Source organism: Bradyrhizobium sp. 956_D2_N1_4 (genome assembly GCF_052076025.1).
GTDB classification, from domain to species: domain Bacteria; phylum Pseudomonadota; class Alphaproteobacteria; order Rhizobiales; family Xanthobacteraceae; genus Bradyrhizobium; species Bradyrhizobium barranii.
Window position 1 is genome coordinate 701,836 of sequence record NZ_CP197237.1, and the last position, 20,601, is coordinate 722,436.

At 65.2% G+C, this 20,601-nt stretch carries 15 protein-coding genes; 11 read left to right on the forward strand and 4 right to left on the reverse strand.

The genetic code is table 11. The annotated features are described in order from the left end of the window. The first annotated feature begins 50 nt into the window (after positions 1 to 50). Both AB7535_RS03340 and glyS read left to right on the forward strand, forming a co-directional pair. Complete coding sequence (locus AB7535_RS03340; RefSeq protein ID WP_028153882.1) at positions 51 to 998, forward strand: glycine--tRNA ligase subunit alpha; 948 nt, start codon at positions 51 to 53, stop codon at positions 996 to 998. Then, positions 998 to 3,097 carry a glycine--tRNA ligase subunit beta gene (gene glyS, locus AB7535_RS03345; RefSeq protein ID WP_085402556.1) on the forward strand — a complete coding sequence of 700 codons (2,100 nt, stop codon included), beginning with the start codon at positions 998 to 1,000 and terminating at the stop codon, positions 3,095 to 3,097. The genes AB7535_RS03340 and glyS overlap by 1 nt, the downstream gene beginning before the upstream one ends. Before the next feature lie 299 nt (positions 3,098 to 3,396). Here glyS and AB7535_RS03350 read toward each other — a convergent pair whose 3' ends face one another. Then, a complete protein-coding gene (locus AB7535_RS03350; protein WP_038944551.1) occupies positions 3,397 to 3,750 on the reverse strand; it encodes a DUF1236 domain-containing protein in 354 nt (117 codons plus the stop codon). A gap of 223 nt (positions 3,751 to 3,973) precedes the next feature. Between AB7535_RS03350 and AB7535_RS03355 the strand changes: the two genes are divergently transcribed. From AB7535_RS03355 to AB7535_RS03365, 3 genes are all read left to right on the forward strand, one after another. Beyond that, entirely contained in the window at positions 3,974 to 4,129 is a 156-nt protein-coding gene (locus tag AB7535_RS03355; protein ID WP_014497329.1) for a DUF3096 domain-containing protein, read from the forward strand. 96 nt (positions 4,130 to 4,225) lie between these two features. Next, positions 4,226 to 7,189, forward strand: coding sequence for a pyruvate, phosphate dikinase (gene ppdK, locus AB7535_RS03360; protein ID WP_085402557.1), 2,964 nt, complete (start codon positions 4,226 to 4,228; stop codon positions 7,187 to 7,189). Positions 7,190 to 7,694: 505 nt separating this feature from the next. After that, positions 7,695 to 9,149: a cell wall hydrolase gene (locus AB7535_RS03365; protein WP_085402559.1), complete on the forward strand. Its 1,455-nt coding sequence runs from the start codon at positions 7,695 to 7,697 to the stop codon at positions 9,147 to 9,149. Between the two features lie 108 nt (positions 9,150 to 9,257). On the opposite strand, the gene nadC is transcribed toward AB7535_RS03365, so the two are convergent. The 3 genes from nadC to nadA are packed head-to-tail and all read right to left on the reverse strand — an operon-like array spanning position 9,258 to position 12,871. Then, positions 9,258 to 10,136: a carboxylating nicotinate-nucleotide diphosphorylase gene (gene nadC / locus AB7535_RS03370; protein WP_085402560.1), complete on the reverse strand. Its 879-nt coding sequence runs from the start codon at positions 10,134 to 10,136 to the stop codon at positions 9,258 to 9,260. 11 nt (positions 10,137 to 10,147) lie between these two features. Beyond that, positions 10,148 to 11,755, reverse strand: a complete 1,608-nt coding sequence (locus AB7535_RS03375) for an L-aspartate oxidase (protein WP_135215920.1) — start codon at positions 11,753 to 11,755, stop codon at positions 10,148 to 10,150. A 9-nt stretch (positions 11,756 to 11,764) separates the two neighbouring features. Beyond that, positions 11,765 to 12,871, reverse strand: a complete 1,107-nt coding sequence (nadA, locus tag AB7535_RS03380; protein WP_085402562.1) for a quinolinate synthase NadA — start codon at positions 12,869 to 12,871, stop codon at positions 11,765 to 11,767. Between the two features lie 337 nt (positions 12,872 to 13,208). Here nadA and AB7535_RS03385 point away from each other — a divergent pair, with 337 nt between their 5' ends. From AB7535_RS03385 to AB7535_RS03410, 6 genes are all read left to right on the forward strand, one after another. Beyond that, entirely contained in the window at positions 13,209 to 14,462 is a 1,254-nt protein-coding gene (locus tag AB7535_RS03385) for an MFS transporter (protein WP_135215921.1), read from the forward strand. A gap of 41 nt (positions 14,463 to 14,503) precedes the next feature. After that, positions 14,504 to 15,490 carry an acrylyl-CoA reductase (NADPH) gene (acuI, locus tag AB7535_RS03390; protein WP_085402564.1) on the forward strand — a complete coding sequence of 329 codons (987 nt, stop codon included), beginning with the start codon at positions 14,504 to 14,506 and terminating at the stop codon, positions 15,488 to 15,490. Positions 15,491 to 15,602: 112 nt separating this feature from the next. Further along, on the forward strand, positions 15,603 to 16,202 hold the full coding sequence (locus tag AB7535_RS03395) for a hypothetical protein (protein WP_085402565.1): 600 nt from the start codon (positions 15,603 to 15,605) through the stop codon (positions 16,200 to 16,202). Between the two features lie 154 nt (positions 16,203 to 16,356). Then, positions 16,357 to 16,590 (forward strand): DUF6894 family protein, encoded by a 234-nt coding sequence (locus AB7535_RS03400; protein ID WP_028152150.1) that lies wholly within the window; start codon positions 16,357 to 16,359, stop codon positions 16,588 to 16,590. A 224-nt stretch (positions 16,591 to 16,814) separates the two neighbouring features. Next, positions 16,815 to 18,557 (forward strand): methyl-accepting chemotaxis protein, encoded by a 1,743-nt coding sequence (locus AB7535_RS03405; RefSeq protein WP_085402595.1) that lies wholly within the window; start codon positions 16,815 to 16,817, stop codon positions 18,555 to 18,557. A 180-nt stretch (positions 18,558 to 18,737) separates the two neighbouring features. Further along, on the forward strand, positions 18,738 to 20,444 hold the full coding sequence (locus AB7535_RS03410) for a methyl-accepting chemotaxis protein (RefSeq protein WP_439037221.1): 1,707 nt from the start codon (positions 18,738 to 18,740) through the stop codon (positions 20,442 to 20,444). Positions 20,445 to 20,601 lie beyond the last annotated feature (157 nt).

A 20,601-nucleotide genomic window follows, 5' to 3' on the forward strand; every position in this document is an offset into this window, starting at 1 on the left:
GTCGATACGGTCCCGCGCGATTCAACCCCCCGCGAGAGCCTGATCTGACGATGGACGCCTCATTGCCCGCCCATATGCGCCCGGAACGCTCGTTCCAGGGCTTTATCCTCGCGCTCCAGCGGTTCTGGGCCGAGCAGGGCTGCGTGATCCTGCAGCCCTACGACATGGAAATGGGCGCGGGCACCTTCCATCCGGCGACCACGCTGCGCGCGCTCGGGCCGAAGCCCTGGAACGCCGCCTATGTGCAGCCCTCGCGCCGGCCCAAGGACGGCCGCTACGGCGAGAATCCGAACCGGATGCAGCACTACTACCAGTTCCAGGTGATCATGAAGCCGTCGCCGCCGAATCTTCAGGAGCTGTACCTGAAGTCGCTCGCCGCGATCGGCATCGATTCCGCCGTGCACGACATCCGCTTCGTCGAGGACGATTGGGAGAGCCCGACGCTGGGTGCCTGGGGCTTAGGGTGGGAATGCTGGTGCGACGGCATGGAAGTCAGCCAGTTCACCTATTTCCAGCAGGTCGCGGGATTTGAGTGCGCGCCTGTTGCCGGCGAGCTCACCTATGGGCTCGAGCGCCTCGCGATGTATGTACAGGGCGTTGATCGCGTCTACGACCTCAACTTCAACGGCCGCGAGGGCGACGCCAAGGTGACCTATGGCGACGTGTTCCTGCAGGCCGAGCGTGAATATTCGAAGCACAATTTCGAAGTCGCCGACACCGCGATGCTGTTCGAGCAGTTCAAGATGGCGGAAGCCGCCTGCCGGAAGTACCTCGACGCCGGCTGGCAAAAAAACTCAGAGTCCGGCAAGCGCGAGGCGCACCTGATGGCGCTGCCGGCCTATGACCAGTGCATCAAGGCGAGCCATGTCTTCAACCTGCTCGACGCGCGCGGCGTGATCTCCGTGACCGAGCGGCAGAGCTACATTCTTCGCGTGCGCGAGCTGGCAAAGGCCTGCGGCGAGGCCTGGATCCATACTGAAGCGGGCGGAGCGGCCTGATGCCCGATCTTTTGCTTGAACTGTTCTCGGAAGAAATCCCCGCGCGCATGCAGGCCAAGGCGGCCGACGATCTGCGCCGCATGGTCACCGACAAGCTGGTCGCCGAGGGCCTCGTCTACGAGGGTGCGAAAGCGTTCGCGACGCCGCGCCGCCTTGCACTGACCGTGCATGGCATCCCCGCGCGTCAGCCTGACCTGAAGACCGAACGCCGCGGTCCGAAAATGGGCGCGCCCGATGCGGCCGTGCAGGGTTTTCTGAAGGCGACGGGTCTAAACTCGCTCGACGAAGCCAAGATCCAGCGCGACCCGAAGGGCGACTTCTACATCGCGCTGATCGAAAAGCCCGGCCGCGACGCGATCGACGTGCTCGCCGAGATTCTGCCGGTCATCATCCGCACCTTCCCCTGGCCGAAATCGATGCGCTGGGGCGCGCGCTCCGGAAAACCGGGATCGCTGAGCTGGGTGCGTCCGCTGCACGCGATCACCGCGACGTTCGGGCCCGAAACGGAAGATCCCGATGTCGTCAAATTCTCGATCGACGGCATCGAGACAGGCCAGACCACCTACGGTCATCGCTTCATGGCGCCGGCGGCGATCAACGTACGCCGCTTCGAGGACTACGAAGCGAAGCTGAAGGCCGCCAAAGTCATCCTCGATCCGCAGGCGCGCAAGGACATCATCTTCGCTGACGCCAAGGAGCTGACGTTCGCGCAAGGGTTTGAGCTGGTCGAGGATCAGGTGCTGCTCGACGAGGTTTCGGGCCTCGTCGAATGGCCCGTCGTCATGATGGGATCGTTCGAGCCGGAATATCTCGCGATCCCGGAAGAGGTGATCCGCGCCACCATCCGCAACAACCAGAAGTGCTTCGTCGTCAGGGATTCCAAGACGGGCAAGCTGACCAACAAGTTCGTCCTCACCGCCAATATCGAGGCGGCCGACGGCGGCAAGACTATCGTATCAGGCAACGAGCGCGTGATCCGTCCGCGCCTGTCGGATGCGAAGTTCTTCTATGAGACGGACCTGAAGACGAAGCTCGAGGATCGGCTGCCGAAGTTCGAGCAGATCGTGTTCCACGAGAAGCTCGGGACTCAGGCTGCGCGCATCAAACGCATCGAACGTCTCGCCGCCGAGATCGCGCCTTTGGTCGGTGCCGATGTCGCGAAGGCCACGCGTGCCGCGCATCTCGCCAAGGCCGATTTGCTGACCGAAGTCGTCGGTGAATTCCCGGAAGTGCAGGGCTTGATGGGCAAGTACTACGCGCTGGCCCAGGGCGAGGATGCCTCTGTCGCCGCCGCGTGCGAGGAGCACTACAAGCCGCAGGGCCCCGCGGATCGCGTACCCACCGATCCGGTCAGCGTTGCGGTCGCACTTGCAGACAAGATCGACACGCTCGTCGGCTTCTGGGCGATCGACGAGAAGCCGACCGGCAGCAAGGACCCGTATGCGCTGCGGCGCGCGGCGCTGGGCGTGATCAGGCTGATCGCTGAGAACAACCTGCGTCTGTCGCTCATGAAGGTGGCAGCATCTGCACTCGCGGGCCTGTCGGTGAAGTCGGCCGATACGGAGAAGCTTCCAAGCGATCTCCTCGCCTTCTTCGCCGATCGCCTGAAGGTCCAGCTGCGCGAGCAGGGCGCACGGCACGATCTCGTCGACGCCGTGTTCGCCCTCGGCGGCCAGGACGATCTCCTGATGATCGTCCGCCGCGTCGAGGCGCTCGGCAAGTTCCTCGAGAGCGATGACGGCAAGAACTTGCTCGCTGGTATCAAGCGCGCCAGCAACATCCTCGGCATCGAGGAGAAGAAGGACAAGCGCGCGTTCGACGGTGCGCCGGATGCTGCGCTCTATGGCCTCGATGAGGAGAAGGCGCTGGCGAAGGCGATCGGCGAGGTGCAGGCGGAAGCAAGCGCTGCCGTCGCCAGGGAAGACTTTGCCGCCGCGATGAGCGCGATGGCAAAGCTGCGTCCGCCGGTCGATGCGTTCTTCGAGAAGGTTCGCGTCAACGACGACGATCCGAAGGTGCGTGAAAACAGGCTGAAGCTGCTCAACGAGATCCGCAGCGCCACGCGTGCGGTCGCGGATTTCTCGAAGATCCAGGATTGAGGCGGGGCCACAACAACGGTGTCATTCCGGGGCGTGCGAAGCACGAGCCCGGAATCCATTGAGCCGCGCGTGACGTAGAGAAATGGATTCCGGGCTCGCGCGAAGTGGCGCGCCCCGGAATGACGACCACACAAAAAAGCCCCGCCCGGCGGGGGGAGAACCGGGCGGGGCCTGATGTCCGTACTTCGCGATGCGCGCCAGCCTGATTGAAGTGACACGCCGGACATCGAGTTGATCGGAAGCGTTTTCAAGCGAAGTGGATACCGGTTCGCGTGAAGAAAACGCGTTCAGACGAGAATCTAATCCATCACCTCGACGACGCGCCGCGAGCGCGGCTCGACCAGCACGGTTGCGCCGTTTACGACGGTGTAGCGGTAGGTGGTGGCGCCGAAACGTTGCGGCACGTCATAATAAGTGACGCCGCTTTCAGGTAAGGTGGCGCCGACCACCACGCGATCCGGGACACGGAAGGCCGGCACACGTTGCTCGACGACATATTCGCGGAATGCCGGCCTCTGTTCGACCGCAATCGTCGGGCCGCTGTCGACGACAACAGGCGCGCGGCCAACGGTGAGACCGGATTGCGCAGACGCTGCGATCGGCGAGCCGAGCGCGGCGCCAAGCGCAGCGAGGGCGAGAATCCTGTTCCGCATGGGCAACTCCTTCGAACTGATTTCAGCCGGCGCTACTGGCGCGACCGGTTGCCAATGCATGTCCCCTTCGCAATGTTCCGGGAAAAGCCCTGCCGCATCAGCGGCAATTTCGGGCAGTTTTCGCGAAGCCGGGAACCTGTTCGCGCCTTGTGCGTCTCTACCCGCGGAACCCGGTCCGGTATGATCCAGCCGCGATTCGCCTCACGTCACGGAAAGACAATTCATGCACATCACCGTCGCCCACATCTCGCCGCTTCTGTCGCTGCTTGCGGGCGTGCTCATCCTGATCATGCCGCGCCTTCTCAACCTGATCGTCGCGATCTTTCTCATCATAAATGGTGCGATCGGGCTCGGATTGTTGAAGTGGCTCCATCTCTAGGCCTTCATTTTCCGGAACTCTTCGACTTGCGCGGGCCTGCCCAAAGTGGTGTAAGGCGCGCGATTTCCCTTTCCTCTCGCAGGTTGTGTGCAAGCTATGGCCAAAGCCGCCTCGAAGCCCAATAAAACTCCAGCGAAAACGCCAGCGAAATCAAAGTCCTCCGCCGCGGCGAAAGCCGCGCCGGCGGCTCGCAAGGCGCTCGCCAAGAGCACCTTGAAGAGCGCCCCGAAGCCGGTCGCCAAGGCGGCTGTAAAGTCGGCTGCAAAGCCCGCTCCGAAGCCCGCGGCGAAGGCTGCGACCAAGTCGGCTGCGCCGAAGGTTGCCGTGAAGCCCGCCCCCAAAAAGGCCGCGCCCGCCAAGGCGGCGCCAGCCGCGGCCAAGGCCGGCAAATGGGTGTTCACGTTCGGCGACGGCAAAGCCGAGGGCCGGACGGAGATGCGCGACCTGCTTGGCGGCAAGGGCGCCAACCTCGCCGAGATGGCCAATCTCGGCCTTCCCGTGCCTCCCGGCTTCACCCTCCCGACCTCGGTCTGCACCTACTTCTACGCACACGACAAGTCCTATCCGAAGGAATTGCAGTCGCAGGTTGAGAAGGCGCTCGACCATGTCGGCAAGTTGACCGGCAAGGTGTTCGGCGACGTCAAGAACCCGCTGCTCGTCTCCGTGCGCTCCGGCGCGCGTGCCTCGATGCCGGGCATGATGGACACCGTGCTCAATCTCGGCCTCAACGACGAGACCGTGGAAGCGCTGTCGGAACTGTCGGGCGACCGTCGCTTCGCCTATGACAGCTATCGCCGCTTCATCACGATGTATTCGGACGTGGTGCTCGGCTTCGAGCATCATCACTTCGAGGAAATCCTCGACACCTTCAAAGACAGCCAGGGCTATTCGCTCGATACGGACCTCAGCGCCGAGGACTGGGTCGGGCTGGTCGGCAAGTACAAGGACGCGGTCGCGCGCGAGACCGGCAAGGATTTCCCGCAGGACCCGCACGACCAGCTCTGGGGCGCGATCGGCGCGGTGTTCTCATCCTGGATGAACGCGCGTGCGGTGACCTATCGCAGGCTGCACGACATTCCGGAATCCTGGGGCACCGCGGTCAACGTGCAGGCCATGGTGTTCGGCAATATGGGCGAGACGTCGGCGACCGGCGTTGCCTTCACCCGCAACCCCTCGACCGGCGAGAGCAAGCTCTACGGCGAATTCCTGATCAACGCGCAAGGCGAGGACGTGGTGGCCGGCATCCGCACGCCGCAGGACATCACCGAGGAAGCGCGCAAGGAATCCGGTTCCGACAAGGCGTCGATGGAAGCGGCGATGCCGGAAGCCTTCAAGGAGCTGACGCGGATCTACACGCTGCTCGAGAAGCACTACCGCGACATGCAGGACATGGAGTTCACGGTCGAGCAGGGCAAGCTGTGGATGCTCCAGACCCGCGGCGGCAAGCGCACCGCCAAGGCGGCGCTGCGCATCGCGGTCGAGCTCGCCAATGAAGGGCTGATCTCGAAGAAGGAAGCGGTGACGCGGATCGATCCCGCCTCGCTCGACCAGCTGCTGCATCCGACCATCGATCCCGACGCCAAGCGCGACGTGATCGCGACCGGCCTGCCGGCCTCGCCCGGTGCTGCCTCCGGCGAGATCGTGTTCTCCTCGGACGAGGCGGCCAAGCTCCAGGCCGACGGGCGCAAGGTGATCCTGGTCCGCATCGAGACCAGCCCGGAAGACATCCACGGCATGCACGCCGCCGAAGGCATCCTGACCACCCGCGGCGGCATGACCTCGCACGCGGCGGTGGTCGCGCGCGGCATGGGCAAGCCCTGCGTCTCCGGCTGCGGCACCATCCGCGTCGATTACGGCCGCGGCACCATGAGCATCGGCTCCCGCACCTTCAAGACCGGCGACGTCATCACCATCGACGGCTCGCTCGGCCAGGTGCTCGCCGGCCGCATGCCGATGATCGAGCCGGAGCTGTCCGGCGAGTTCGGCACGCTGATGAAATGGGCCGACCAGGTCCGCAAGATCGGCGTGCGCGTCAACGGCGACACGCCGGAGGATGCGCGCACCGCGATCAAGTTCGGCGCGGAAGGCATCGGCCTGTGCCGCACCGAGCACATGTTCTTCGAGGAGACGCGCATCCGCACGGTGCGCGAGATGATCCTCTCCGAGGACGAGCAGTCGCGCCGCGCCGCGCTGGCCAAGCTGCTGCCGATGCAGCGCGCCGACTTCGTCGAGCTGTTCGAGATCATGAAGGGCCTGCCCGTCACGATCCGACTTCTGGATCCTCCCCTCCATGAATTCCTGCCGCACACCCATGCCGAGGTCGAGGAAGTGGCGCGCGCCATGAACACCGACCCGCGGCGCCTGGCCGACCGTGCGCGCGAGCTCTCGGAGTTCAATCCGATGCTCGGCTTCCGCGGCTGCCGCATCGCAATCGCCTATCCTGAAATCGCCGAGATGCAGGCGCGTGCGATCTTCGAAGCCGCAGTCGAGGCCGAGAAGCGCACCGGCAAGGCCGTCGGCCTCGAGGTGATGGTGCCGCTGATCGCCACCAAGGCCGAGCTCGACCTCGTCAAGGCGCGCATCGATGCCACCGCGAAAGCCGTGATGCGCGACACCAACACCAAGATCGCCTACCAGGTCGGCACCATGATCGAGCTGCCGCGCGCCTGCCTGCTCGCGGCCGAGATCGCCGAGAGCGCGGAGTTCTTCTCGTTCGGCACCAACGACCTCACGCAGACCACCTACGGCATCAGCCGCGACGATGCCGCGAGCTTCCTCGGGACCTACGTGTCCAAGGGCATCCTCCCGGTCGATCCCTTCGTCGCGCTCGACCAGGAAGGCGTCGGCGAGCTCGTCAAGATCGGCGTCGCGCGCGGCCGCAAGACGCGCCCGAAGCTCAAGGTCGGCATCTGCGGCGAGCACGGCGGCGATCCCGCCTCCGTCGCCTTCTGCCACGATATCGGCCTCGACTACGTCTCCTGCTCACCCTACCGCGTGCCGATCGCCCGTCTCGCCGCGGCGCAGGCGGCGCTCGGCAAGGCGATCGCGAGCCAGGCGTAAGCCGATTTGAAATGTTGAATGCGAAGAGGCGGGGCTAGGCCCCGCCTCTTTCATTTGAGGCGACACTCCACCCACACTTCATTTGCGAGCGCCCACACTCACTGTCATCGCCCGGCTTGACCGGGCGATCCAGTACGCCGAGGCCGTTGTGGTTGAGCGGACAGGCCGCGGCGTACTGGATGCCCCGGTCAAGCCGGGGCATGACACCGATGAAGCGGACACACTGCGCAAAAACAACGGAACTCGTCACGCGTCCCGTAATGATACGCGCGCGCAAGAGTTCCTTCACCATTCGCGTTGACCGAATGTTTACCGCTTTACGAGAGGCGGCGTTTACCAACGTGCATCATTGCCCGTGAAAACACCTGCAATCGCTTGAGTGTGCCGCACGCGCAACGCCGATTAACGCCCCGGCAACCTAAATTGGATATTGACGATAAAGATCGAATTGTACGGACGTACTGCGGTTCGATTTTTCTGGCGTAAGCGTAGCGTGAGCGTGTCGATGTCAGTGTTGCGTAACCATCCGAAGGGCGCGCGGTTCGCGTCCTTCGGAATCGGTCTCTGCATCTTCGCATTGATGCCGAGAGAGACCGGCTATCAGGATATCGCGTCGTTGCTGGCGCGTCAGCCCGGCGTCGCCGAGCGCTGGCAGAAGCAGGTGTTTTCCGCCGCGTCCTCGATCCAGCTCGCCACCTACAGCTTTTCCCGTCCGATCGGCACGTCGCTTCCGCAGAGCGCGATGGTTCGCCTCGCGAGCCTCGATGGTCGCGACGTCACCGGCGCGATCGGCCGCAATCCTGCGCTTCAGACGCCGCCGCGCTACCAGGCCGCCGATTTTCCCAAGGTCGATCGCTCCATGAAGGGGGATCGCCTCGCAAGCGTCACACCCACGCAGGCTCCCGAGACGACCGCACCATCGGCCGCGCCGGCACAGCAAGATCCCGCGACATCGAACAGCTCGGTGTTCGGCGCCAAGACCGCCGCGTTGCCGCAAATCATGTCGCCGGAGTCCGCGGCGGCGCTCGATCCCGAGCTTCAGGAAGCGCTGCGTGCGCCGCCGCTGCCGCAATATGCCAATCCGCCACAAGCCAGCGACGCAGCGCGCGCGTTCGCGGTCCAGCCGCTCGAGGCGCTGAAGCGGGCGACCCTTCCGGACGCAGCGCCGCGCGATCCCTTCCGCGTCAAGACCTCGAACCTGTTTTTCGGGAGCTCCTCGCTCGGCGGCAATCTCGAGAGCATCGAGAGCTGGCAGCCCGGCGCCGAGCCGCTGATCGTGATGCCCGATCCTGATATGAAGGTGACGGCCGCGCTGTCGCCGCCGTCGGCCGAGATCGCCAGGGACATCGAAAGCGGCGAGAGCGTCGCGCCGAAGGGCGAGGTCAACGCCGACAACCAGCGCGCCAGATCGCCGGCGGAGCGGCTCGCGCTCGACGACAAGTCGCGCGCAAAGGCCGAGAAGTGTCTCGCCGAAGCCGTCTATTTCGAATCGCGCGGCGAGGCCGTGCGTGGCCAGATGGCGGTTGCGCAAGTCGTGATGAACCGCGTCTTCTCCGGCAAATATCCGGACACCGTGTGCGGCGCGGTCTATCAGAACAAGCACCGCCATTTGGCGTGTCAGTTCACATTCGCCTGCGACAACAATGCCGATGTGATCCGCGAGCCCGAGATGTGGGAGCGCGCGAAAAAGATTTCGAAGGCGATGCTCGACGGCCAGATCTGGCTGCCCGAAGTGGGCAAGTCCACGCACTACCACGCCTACTGGGTGCGTCCGTCCTGGGTCGCCGAGATGAAGAAGATGTACAAGACCGGCGTCCACACCTTCTATCGCCCGCGCGCCTGGGGCGACGGCAGCGAAGAACCGAGCTGGGGCACCCCGGCCCAGACCGCCGCGCTCTCCGCCGAGCTCGCCCAGGAAGCCAAGAGCTCCGCCGAGATGGGTGTGAGCGAGCGAAGGTAATCATTCACGGAAGTTCGTCATGCCCGGGCTTGTCCCGGGCATCCACGTTCTTTGTGTTGCGAGGCGAGGCGTGGACGGCCGGGACAAGCCCGGCCATGACGGTGTGGCTCACGCCTCGATATCCAGCGCGCAGTCGAAGTTCGGCGCTGAATGCGTCAGCGCGCCGGATGAGGCGTAGTCGACGCCGGTCGCCGCGATGGCCGCGATCGAGTCCAGCGTGACGCCGCCGGATGCCTCCAGCTGGAGGCATCCCTCGTTGAGCCTGACGGCCTCGCGCAGCGTCGCGAGGTCCATGTTGTCGAGCAGCACGGCATCGGCGAGCCCGGTGCCGAGCACCTCGCGGAGTTGCGCGAGCGTATCGACCTCGATCTCGATCTTGACGAGATGACCGGCATGGGCACGAGCGCGCTCCAGAACCGGGCGGATGCCGCCGGCGACCGCGATGTGGTTGTCCTTGATCAGGATCGCATCGTCGAGCCCGAAGCGGTGGTTGAAGCCGCCGCCGCAGCGCACGGCGTATTTCTCCAGCGCCCGCAATCCCGGCGTGGTTTTTCGCGTGCAGCAGATGCGCATTTTGGTGCCTTCGGTGCGCGCGACATAGTCCGCCGTGAGCGTCGCGACGCCCGAGAGGCGGCCGACGAAATTCAGCGCGGTCCGCTCCGCCGTGAGGATGGCGCGCGCCGGGCCCGTGATCGTCAGCACGTGCTGGCCGCGGGCAATCCGTGCGGCGTCGCGGACATGTGCGCGCACCTCGATGTCGGGTGAGAGCTTTTGCAGCGTCGCCAGCGCCAGCGGCAAGCCGGCGATCACGCCAGACTGGCGGGCGACCAGGATCGCCTGCGCCTTGGTCGTCTCCGGGATCGTTGCAAGCGAGGTGATGTCGCCGGCGCGGCCGAGATCCTCGTCGAGTGCGCGATGCACGGCCTCGTCGATCGCAAGCGGCGACAGGAAGGCGTCGGGATAGAGCAGTGACGTCGGGGTGATCATGGGGGACTCCATCAGGCGGTCATCGGTCGGGCGGTGCGTGGCAGCGGACGCTCGCTCAGGCTCTCCGCGATCTCACGTGCCTCCGTGAGCGTCGTCGTCGTTCTCTGTGCCAGCGCCGGGACATCGGCCGGATGGTCGGAGCGGAAATGCGCGCCGCGGCTCTCGCGCCGGCTCCAGGCGGAAGCTGCGACGAGCAGGGCTGACGCCGCCATGTTGCGGAGTGCGATGCTTGCGGGCCCGCGTTCGACTGCGGCGAAGCTGCGCACGGCCTCCGCAAGCCCGTCACTGTTGCGGATCACGCCGACATGCGCGCTCATCATCGTTCGCAACCGCTTCACGGTGGCAGCGTCCGGCGTGCCGCCACGCGATGTCACCAACGCATCGGGAAGGCGGGCAGGCGAGGGGATCGCGCGGCCGGCGATGTCGTCGGCGATGCGGGCGGCGTAGACCACGGCCTCCAGCAGCGAATTCGAGGCGAGCCGGTTGGCGCCGTGCGCGCCGGTGGACGACACTTCGCCGCCGGCCCAGAGCCCGTCGATCGAGCTGCGGCCGCGCTCGTCCACTGCGATGCCGCCCATGTGGTAATGCGCCGCCGGCGCGATCGGGATGGCCTGCGTGGCGGGATCGATGCCGGCCGCGATGCAGCTTGCATGCACGGTCGGGAATTTGTCGGCGAAGCGCGCACCGAGCGCCTGCCGGGCATCGAGAAAGGCACCGCGCCCGGCCGCGATTTCGGCGAATACGCCGCGGGCCACGATGTCGCGCGGAGCGAGCTCTGCGAGCGGATGGAGCGCCGTCATGAAACGCTCGCCATCGCCGTTGATCAGCGTTGCCCCTTCGCCGCGCAGCGCTTCGGTTGCGAGCGGCGCCGGATCGCGGCCGACCATGATGGCGGTCGGGTGGAACTGCACGAATTCAGGGTCGGCGATGACTGCGCCGGCGCGCGCGGCGATCGCAAGGCCGGAGCCGCTGGCCTCAGGCGGGTTGGTGGTGACGGCATAGAGATGGCCGAGGCCGCCGGTCGCCAGCACCACCGCGCGAGAGGCCAGCAGGAGCGGACGTGCAGCGGGATTGCCGGCCTCGCGCAATTTAAGGCCGGTGACGGCGCCGTCCTCGGTCAACAGCGCTTCGGCGACGAGCCCTTCGATCAGTCGGATCGACGGCGTGCGGCGTACGGCCTCGCTCAGTGCCGCGATGATCGCGGCTCCGGCCCCGTCGCCGCGCACATGCACGATGCGCCGCGCCGAATGCGCGGCCTCGCGGCCGACAGCGAGCTTGCCTTCGAGGTCGCGGTCGAACGGCACGCCATAGGCGAGTAGGTCATGAATGCGTGGCGCCGCCTCGCGCGCGATGCCGAGTGCGACCGCTTCATCGACAAGACCGCCGCCGACGGCGATGGTGTCAGCGGCGTGCGCCTCCGGGCTATCGCCTTCGGCCACGGCCGCAGCGATGCCGCCCTGCGCCCATGCGGACGACGCCCCTTGTCCGAGCGGGGCGGCCGAGATCAGCGTTACCGGCCGCGGCGCGAGCTTCAGTGCACAAAAGAGTCCGGCGAGGCCACCGCCGACGATGACGACGTCATCGGTGCTGCGGGTGAGATTGTGGATGTTGTCTTGCATGTTCTGCGCTCAATTCTTCAGATTGATCATCCGCTCGACCGAACGCCGCGCGCGTTTCGCGAGCGCGGGATCGATCGTGACCTGCTCGCCAAGCGTGAGCAGGCTGTCCAGAATGTTGGCGAGCGTGATACGCTTCATGTGCGGGCAGAGATTGCAGGGGCGGAGCATCTCCACGTCAGGCAGCTCGGCGCGGACATTGTCGGCCATCGAGCATTCCGTGATCATGACTAGCCGCCGTGGCCGCCGCTCGCGCACCCAGTTGATCATGTGCGCGGTCGAGCCGGTGAAATCGGCTTCCGCCAGCACGTCAGGCGGACATTCGGGATGCGCGATGATCTGCACGGACGGGTCGGCGTCGCGATAGGCGCGCAGCTCCTCGCCCGTAAAGCGCTCGTGCACCTCGCAGGCGCCCTTCCAGGCGATGATCTTCACGTCGGTCTTCGAGGCGACATACGTTGCAAGGTAGCGATCGGGCAGGAAGATCACGGTCGGTGCGTTCAGGCTCTCGACCACTTGCACCGCGTTCGACGAGGTGCAGCAGATGTCGACCTCGGCCTTCACCTCTGCGGAGGTGTTGACATAGGCGACGACAGGCACGCCGGGAAATTTTTCGCGGAGCAGGCGAACGTCCGCGCCCGTGATGCTGTCCGCGAGCGAGCAGCCGGCGCGGCTATCTGGGATCAGCACCGTCTTGTCCGGGTTGAGCAGCTTTGACGTCTCCGCCATGAAGTGCACGCCGCATTGCACGATGATGTCGGCCTTCACCTTGGTCGCTTCGACCGCGAGCTGCAGCGAGTCGCCGCCGATGTCGGCGACGCAATGAAAGATCTCCGGCGCCTGATAGTTGTGCGCGAGGATGACCGCGCCCCGGGCCTGCTTCAGCTCGTTGATCGCCTTGATCGTCGGCGCCATCAGCGGCCACTCGATCGGGGGGATCACGTGCTTCACGCGCTCATAGAGCGGTGCAGTGGCCCGCTCGACGTCCGCAGTCCATTCCAGTGAGGGCTTCGGCAGCGCGGGGCCGGTTCGCGCTGCTATGGCGCGCGGAGGGGCGGGGACTTGGCCCTGCGGCCGGTTGGCAAAGTCGTCGGGGCCGTAAATTCCAGTGATGGGCATCGAAGCCTCCCGTGAATGCTAATTATGCTCCATGTGAGTATATATAGGGTCTGAGAAATCCGGCCGAGAGGGCCGGTGGGTTTCGCTAGAGCTCACATATACTCAATCTGAGTAAATCAAAGATAACACGCGCCTGAGCAGGCCGCTAGCCCCAGCCGCACACATTCCCGTCAAATCGCGCCCGGCGCGTCGGGGAGGGCCGCGATGAAACGCAATGCTCCGGCGGCAGCCCTTCGTGGAACGCAATCATTTTTGACTTGGGATCTTCATGCATTTGCATTAAACGCCTGACTCGCGGTTGCCTATTCCGGATCCGCCAGCGACTGATGAGGAACCCATGTCCACTCAAGCGGGCGAACTCGGTCCGGTCTCGCGTTCCTCCACCTGGCGCACCCCGGCGATCATCATTCTCTGCGGTTGTGCCATTGGCATGCTCGGCTTCGGCCCGCGCTCGGCGCTCGGGTTCTTCGTGCAGCCGATGAGCCACGAATTCGCCTGGGGTCGCGACGTGTTCGGCCTCGCGATCGCTTTCCAGAATTTGCTGTGGGGATTGGGCCAGCCCCTTGCCGGCGCGGTCGCCGATCGCTTCGGCCTGTTCCGGGTGATGTGTGTCGGCGCGCTGCTTTACGCCGGCGGCCTGCTGCTGATGCGCTATTCCTCGACGCCGCTGTCGCTGAATCTCGGCGCGGGCGTGATGGTTGGCTTTGGTCTCGCCGGCTGCTCGTTCAACCTGGTGCTGTCGGCCTTCACCAAGCTGTTGCCGGCCGAGAAGCGCGGCCTCGCGCTCGGTGCCGGCACCGCGGCGGGCTCGTTCGGGCAGTTCCTGTTCGCGCCCATTGGCGTCGCGCTGATCGACAATTTCGGCTGGCAGCAGGCGCTCACCGTGTTCGGCTTCCTGATGCTGCTGATCATCCCGCTGTCGCTGGCGCTCTCGACGCCGCCGGTGGCAACCACGGCCAACACGGCGCCGGCGGATGAGCAGACCTTTACGAAAGCGCTCGCCGAAGCCTTCGGCCATCGCTCCTATGTGTTGCTGGTGCTCGGCTTCTTCACCTGCGGCTTCCAGCTCGCCTTCATCACCGTGCATCTGCCGGCGTTCCTGGTCGATCGCGGCATCTCGACGCAAACCGGCGGCTGGGTGATCGCGGCGATCGGCCTGTTCAACATCATGGGATCGCTGAGCGTCGGCTATCTCCAGAACTCGCTGCCGAAGCGCTACATCCTCTCCGCGATTTATTTCACGCGCGCGCTTGCGACGCTCGCCTTCATCTCGTTCCCGATCACGCCGTTCTCGGCGATCGCATTCGGTGCGGTCTCCGGTCTGACCTGGCTGTCGACGGTGCCGCCGACCTCGGCGCTGGTGGCGCTGATGTTCGGCACGCGCTGGCTCGCCACGCTCTATGGCTTCGCCTTCGTCAGCCATCAGGTCGGCGGCTTCCTCGGCGTCTGGCTCGGCGGCATCGTGTTCGAAAAGTTCGGTTCCTATACGCCGATCTGGTGGCTCTCGATCCTGTTCGGCGTGCTGTCCGCGCTGATCAATCTTCCGATCGTCGAGAAACCGGTTCAGCGAGCGGTTGCGCAGCCTGCCTGATCGGCTAAACATCCCCTGAAACAAGTCCAGGGAGTTCAGTCGTGGCCACATTCAAGGCGATCCGGATCGACAAGGCGGACAAGGGCACCACCGCCGCACTCACGCAGTTCGACGACGCCGAACTGATGGACGGTGATGTCACGGTCGGCGTGGAATGGTCGACGCTGAACTACAAGGATGGCCTCGCGCTCACCGGCAAGGCGCCGGTGGTGCGTCGCTTCCCGATGATCGCCGGCATCGATTTCGCCGGCACGGTTGAAACCTCCTCCCATCCGCAATGGAAGGCGGGCGACAAGGTCGTCTGCACCGGCTGGGGCGTGGGCGAGACCCATCTCGGTGCCTATGCCGAGAAGGCGCGGGTCAAGGGCGACTGGCTGGTCGCCTTGCCGCAGGGCCTGTCGGCGCGCGACGCCATGGCGATCGGCACGGCCGGCTTCACCGCGATGCTGTCGGTGCTGGCGCTGGAGAAGCACGGCCTGTCGCCGAAGAGCGGCCCTGTGGTGGTGACGGGCGCGGCCGGCGGCGTCGGCTCGGTCGCCACCGCCGTGCTCTCGAAGCTCGGTTATCACGTCATCGCCTCGACCGGCCGCGCCTCGGAAGCCGACTATTTGAAAGAGATCGGTGCGGCCGAGATCATCGACCGCAATGAATTGTCGGCGGCGGCCAAGCCCCTCGCCAAGGAGCGCTGGGCGGGCGGCGTGGACAGCGTCGGCTCGACCACGCTCGCGAATCTCCTGTCGATGACGAAGTATGGCGGCGCAATCGCGGCGTGCGGCCTGGCGGCCGGCATGGACCTGCCGTCTTCTGTCGCACCCTTCATTTTGCGCGGGGTGTGCCTTCTCGGCATCGATTCCGTGATGTGCCCGATCGAGCCGCGGAAAGCCGCCTGGCAGCGTCTGGCCTCGGATCTGGATCGGACAAAACTATCTGAAATTACTCATGAAATTCCGATCGAGGAAGTTTCGGAATGGGGCGCGAAAATACTCGCCGGCCAGGTCCGCGGCCGCATCGTGGTAAAAATTGTCTAACGGCGTTCAGACTTTACCAACCAAGCTGCTTCAATGTTGCCTTGGTTAGTATGGTAAGCAGCGGGTAAAGAGATAAGGCATCGCCCGCGCTGGGGTTGGTTCGGAGTTGAGCATGCTTGCGCGTATTGTGTTGGGGGCTGTCACGGCGGCAGCGACGTTTGTGCCGGCCATTGCAGGAAGCATGAACGCCGACGAGGCGCGCCGCTTCGTTGCCGGCAAGGTGTTCGCGTTCACCTGCTTCGACGGTACCCGCGGCGCAGGCCGCATCCTCGACGACCTTGGCGCCGCCGGCGCGGTGCAGTTCTCGGGCGCAGGCCCGGTGAAGCATCTCCGCCTGCCCGGCAACACGCTCCAGATCCGCGGGCAGAACGTCTGCGCCTCGATCAAGGGCATTCCGTTCGAGCCCTGCTTCAACCTGGAAAAGACCGACGATCGCAGCTTCCGCGGCTCGGTGTCGGGCATGGGCTTCGCCTATTGCGACTTCCACCACCAGGGCGGCAATCAGATGCTGATGGCGCGCGCCGTGGCGCGTCCGCGTTCGCTGCGCTCTTCGGAGCGCACCGGTTCGGTCGCTGCGTCCAATACTGAAGTCGCCGCGCGCGTCGAGACGCCGCGTGTCGAGAGCAGCCGGCTCGAGCCGGTGAAGTCCGAAGCCAGATCGGAGCCCGCCAGGAACGACGCTCCGCTGGAATTGCGCCGCTCGACCCAGTGAGCTGGCTGCGCGGGACCGCCCGCGCATTTTGTCGTTGAAAATATTCATCGGTCACCAAGCCGCCGCGCCGTAGTCATACGGACGGCGGCTTTCATGCCTTGGTAGCGACTCGCGTCCCAGTTTGCGCAGGGCCGGGGGGTGCAAGGGTACTACGATGTCGCTGTATTTCTTTCGCATCAGCACCGGTCGTTATTCCGGCGCCGCCGACCAGCCGTACGAGTTCGAGGATCGCGCCGCCGCTTGGGCCGAGATGAGCGAGGTCTGCGCCAACCTGCTCGGCAGCATCGCGCGCAACCTGAAGCCGAACGCGAAGTGGAGCATGGAGCTGCTCGACGAGAACAAGAAGCCGGTCTTCCGCGTCAGCCTGGTCGGTGAGACCGTGTGCTGATGACCGCGAACGGGCAACCGTTAACGGACGCCAGCGCGTGCAAATCCGCGAGTTCCATTTCATTGCACGTGAAAAGTGTGCAACTGCAGTAGTTTAAGCACGATTTCAGTATTTCTACCCAGGCTGCCGCGGCCACCCTTAACGTTAATGAGTAACCTCGCGGTTAGCCTTCCCGGACTGTTCACGCGCGTCGGCGCGGCAATGCGTATCCGGGGATTATGTCGATGATGTTCATTCAGAACCTGCGAATTGGCACCAAGCTCGCTGTGACCTCGGCACTCACCATCGCGCTCGTCGCGCTGATGATCGTCCTCCAGATGAACGGCGACGCTGCGGTTCAGAAGCTCAGCAATGGGGCATCGGGGCAGCAGTCGATCGCGCAAAGCGCCGCGGAAGCCAAGGCGTCGGTCCGCGGGATGCAGATCGGCATTCGTGACATCCTGAGCTCCACGTCGCCGGCCGAGTTGCAGAAGGCCGTCACCTATTTCAACGATCGGCAGACCGCGGCCCTGAAATTCGCGGACGAGATGGCGAAGCTGTCGCGCTCGCCGGAGAATCACAAGCGGATCGACCGCCTGATCGTGTTGGTCGGCAATTTCAGCAAGGGGCAACAGCAGATCGAAGCGATCCGCAAGCAGGAGCTCGCCCTGAGCGCGAAGAAGGACGGTGAAGCCGCAGCGCCGCTCGCAAAGCTCGTGGCCGAGGTCGACCGCATCCGCAAGGAGATGCTGGCGCCGATCAACGAAGAGATCTCGGAGCTGACCAACGAGATCATCAACTTTGCCAAGCAGAAGAGTTCCGAAGCCCGCGCCGAAGCCGAAGCTGAGGCCGCGTCCGTCGCGCGGACCTCGTTCGTCGCCGGCGTGCTGGTCGCGCTGGTTTTGATCGGGGCGTGCATCTTCTCCGTCTTCAGCATTGCGCGGCCCATGCGCGCATTGACGGCGGCGATGGAGAAGCTCGCCGGCGGCGATTTCTCCGTGGTGCTGCCGGGCCTCGGCCGCAAGGACGAGGTCGGCGAAGTCGCCGGTGCCGTCGAGAAATTCAAGATCGTGTCCGAACAGAAGGCGCGAGAGGACGCGGAAGCCAAGTCGCGGCAGGATCAGCTCGCGGCCGAGCAGCGCAAGTCCGAGATGCGCAGGCTCGCCGACAGCTTCGAAGGCGCCGTCGGCGAGATCGTCGGTACGGTGTCGTCGGCTTCCACGGAGCTTGAAGCATCCGCCACCACGCTCACCTCGACCGCGGAGCGCACGCAGCAGCTCACCACCGTGGTCGCGGCGGCCTCCGAAGAGGCCTCCACCAACGTGCAGTCGGTGGCGTCGGCAACGGAGGAGCTGTCGTCGTCGATCACCGAGATCAGCCGCCAGGTGCAGGAATCTGCGCGCGTCGCCAGCGAGGCGGTCGGCCAGGCCCGCACCACGACCGACCGTGTCAGCGAGCTGTCGAAGGCGGCGACGCGGATCGGCGACGTCGTGGAGCTGATCAACACCATCGCCGGCCAGACCAACCTGCTGGCGCTCAACGCCACGATCGAGGCCGCGCGCGCCGGCGAAGCGGGCCGCGGTTTTGCCGTGGTCGCCTCCGAAGTCAAGGCGCTCGCCGAGCAGACCGCGAAGGCGACCGGCGAGATCGGCCAGCAGATCGCCAGCATTCAGGCCGCGACCGAGCATTCGGTCGGCGCCATCAGGGACATCAGCGACACCATCGAGAAGCTGTCGGAGATCTCCTCGGCGATCGCCGCTGCGGTCGAAGAGCAGGGCGCCGCGACGCAGGAAATCTCCCGCAACGTGCAGCAGGCGGCGGAAGGCACCCATCAAGTGTCGTCCAACATCACCGACGTGCAGCGCGGCGCGAGCGAGACCGGCTCGGCGTCCTCGCAGGTGTTGGCGGCGGCGCAGTCGCTGTCCGGCGACAGCAATCGCCTCAAGCTCGAGGTCGGCAAGTTCCTGGGTACCGTTCGCGCGGCCTGACCAAAACCGCAGGGAGAGCCTTGCTCCCTGCGCAACTCTCGGAACGCAAGAGCGGCGTCGATCGCGGTGAAAACTCCGTGTTTCTACGGCAAACGTGGTTAAGGGAAGCGGAATGGTTTTTGGACGAAGTTCATGGGAATTCAGCCGCTTGAGCGGCAACGTCCATGAAGGATTCCAGTCATGCATTTTCTCGGCCGCTTCCGCATCCTGAGCAAGATCCTCGGGATCGTCCTCCTGCTGTGCGGGATCGGCGCCGCGATCGCCTGGATCGGCGTCTCCGCCCTCAGCGATCTCAGCGAAAAGGCCGACGTGATGTCGACCGCGGCCAAGCGGGCCCTGCTCGCCGCGCGCGCCAACCAGAACGTCATCGCGCTGAACCGCGCTGAATTCCGCAGTGCGCTTGATCCGCGTGACGACAATCGCCTCGCCGCGCGTGATGTCATCAACGCCCAGCTCAAGCAGTATCAGGAGCGTTTCGACGAGGTCAGCCAGACCCCGGACGAGAAGGCCAAGACGCTGCTCCCGGGCGTGTGTGAGGCGTTCTCGGCCTACAAGAGCCAGATGGACACGACGCTCGCGGCCGTCGATGCCGAGAAGTCGGCGAAGCTCAGCGACAGCGCAGACAAGCTGCGCGACATCGCGATGAAGAGCAGGACCGCTGCGGAGAACCTTCAAGGCAAGATCCGCGAACTCGCCGATCGGCTGAATACGCGTGTCGAGGAGAAGAGCAAGGAAGCGCGCGAGCAGTATGAATCGACGTCACGCTTCCTGATCATCCTCGCAGGCCTCGGTGTCATCATCGGCGGCGCGTTGGGCTTCATCATCGGTCAGTACGGCATCGCGCGGCCGATCCGCATGATCGTCGGTGTGCTCCAGGAGCTTGCCTCCGGCCGCTATCAGGTCGAGATCGCCGGCCTTGATCGCAAGGACGAAGTCGGCGAAGTCGCCAAGACCGCGGAAGTGTTCCGGGAGAACGGCCTTGCCAAGATCCGGATGGAAGCCGAGCAGAAGGAGATGGAGCAGCGCAGCGCGGCGCAGCGTCGCCAGGACATGCTCCGGCTTGCCGACCAGTTTGAAACCGCCGTCGGCGAGGTGATCGAGACCGTGAGCTCGGCCTCGACCGAGCTCGAGGCTTCCGCGACGACGCTGACCTCGACCGCGGAGCACGCGCAGCAGCTTGCGACGGTGGTCGCTTCGGCCTCTGAGGAAGCCTCCACCAACGTGCAGTCGGTGGCCTCGGCGACCGAGGAGCTGTCGTCCTCGATCACCGAGATCAGCCGCCAGGTGCAGGAATCCGCGCGCGTGGCGAGCGAAGCCGTCGGCCAGGCCCGCACCACCACCGAACGTGTCAGCGAACTGTCGAAGGCGGCAACGCGGATTGGCGACGTCGTCGAGCTGATCAACGCCATCGCCGGCCAGACTAACCTGCTGGCGCTCAACGCCACGATCGAGGCTGCGCGTGCAGGCGAAGCTGGCCGTGGCTTCGCCGTCGTCGCTTCCGAAGTGAAGGCGCTTGCCGAGCAGACCGCGAAGGCCACCGGCGAGATCGGCCAGCAGATTTCCGGCATCCAGTCTGCTACCCAGGAGTCGGTCGGCGCCATCAAGGACATCAGCGACACCATCGAACGGCTGTCGGAGATCTCTTCGGCGATCGCGGCGGCGGTGGAGGAGCAGGGCGCGGCGACGCAGGAGATCTCCCGCAACGTGCAGCAGGCGGCGGAAGGCACCCATCAAGTGTCGTCCAACATCACCGACGTGCAGCGCGGTGCGAGCGAGACCGGCTCGGCGTCGTCGCAGGTGCTTTCGGCTGCGCAGTCGCTGTCCGGCGACAGCAACCGCCTCAAGCTCGAGGTCGGCAAGTTCCTCACCACGGTGCGCGCCGCCTGAGGGCGGCCGTCCTCACCCCATCGTCCGCCGATTGCAACCGCCGCGCGAGGACGCGTGGCGGTTCGCATGCGTCCGCAGCCGATGCCGCGGTGAGAAGGTCTGCACGGTTAACCTTCCGGAAAACCGATGCAGTCATGATCTCGCAATATTCGGGTGC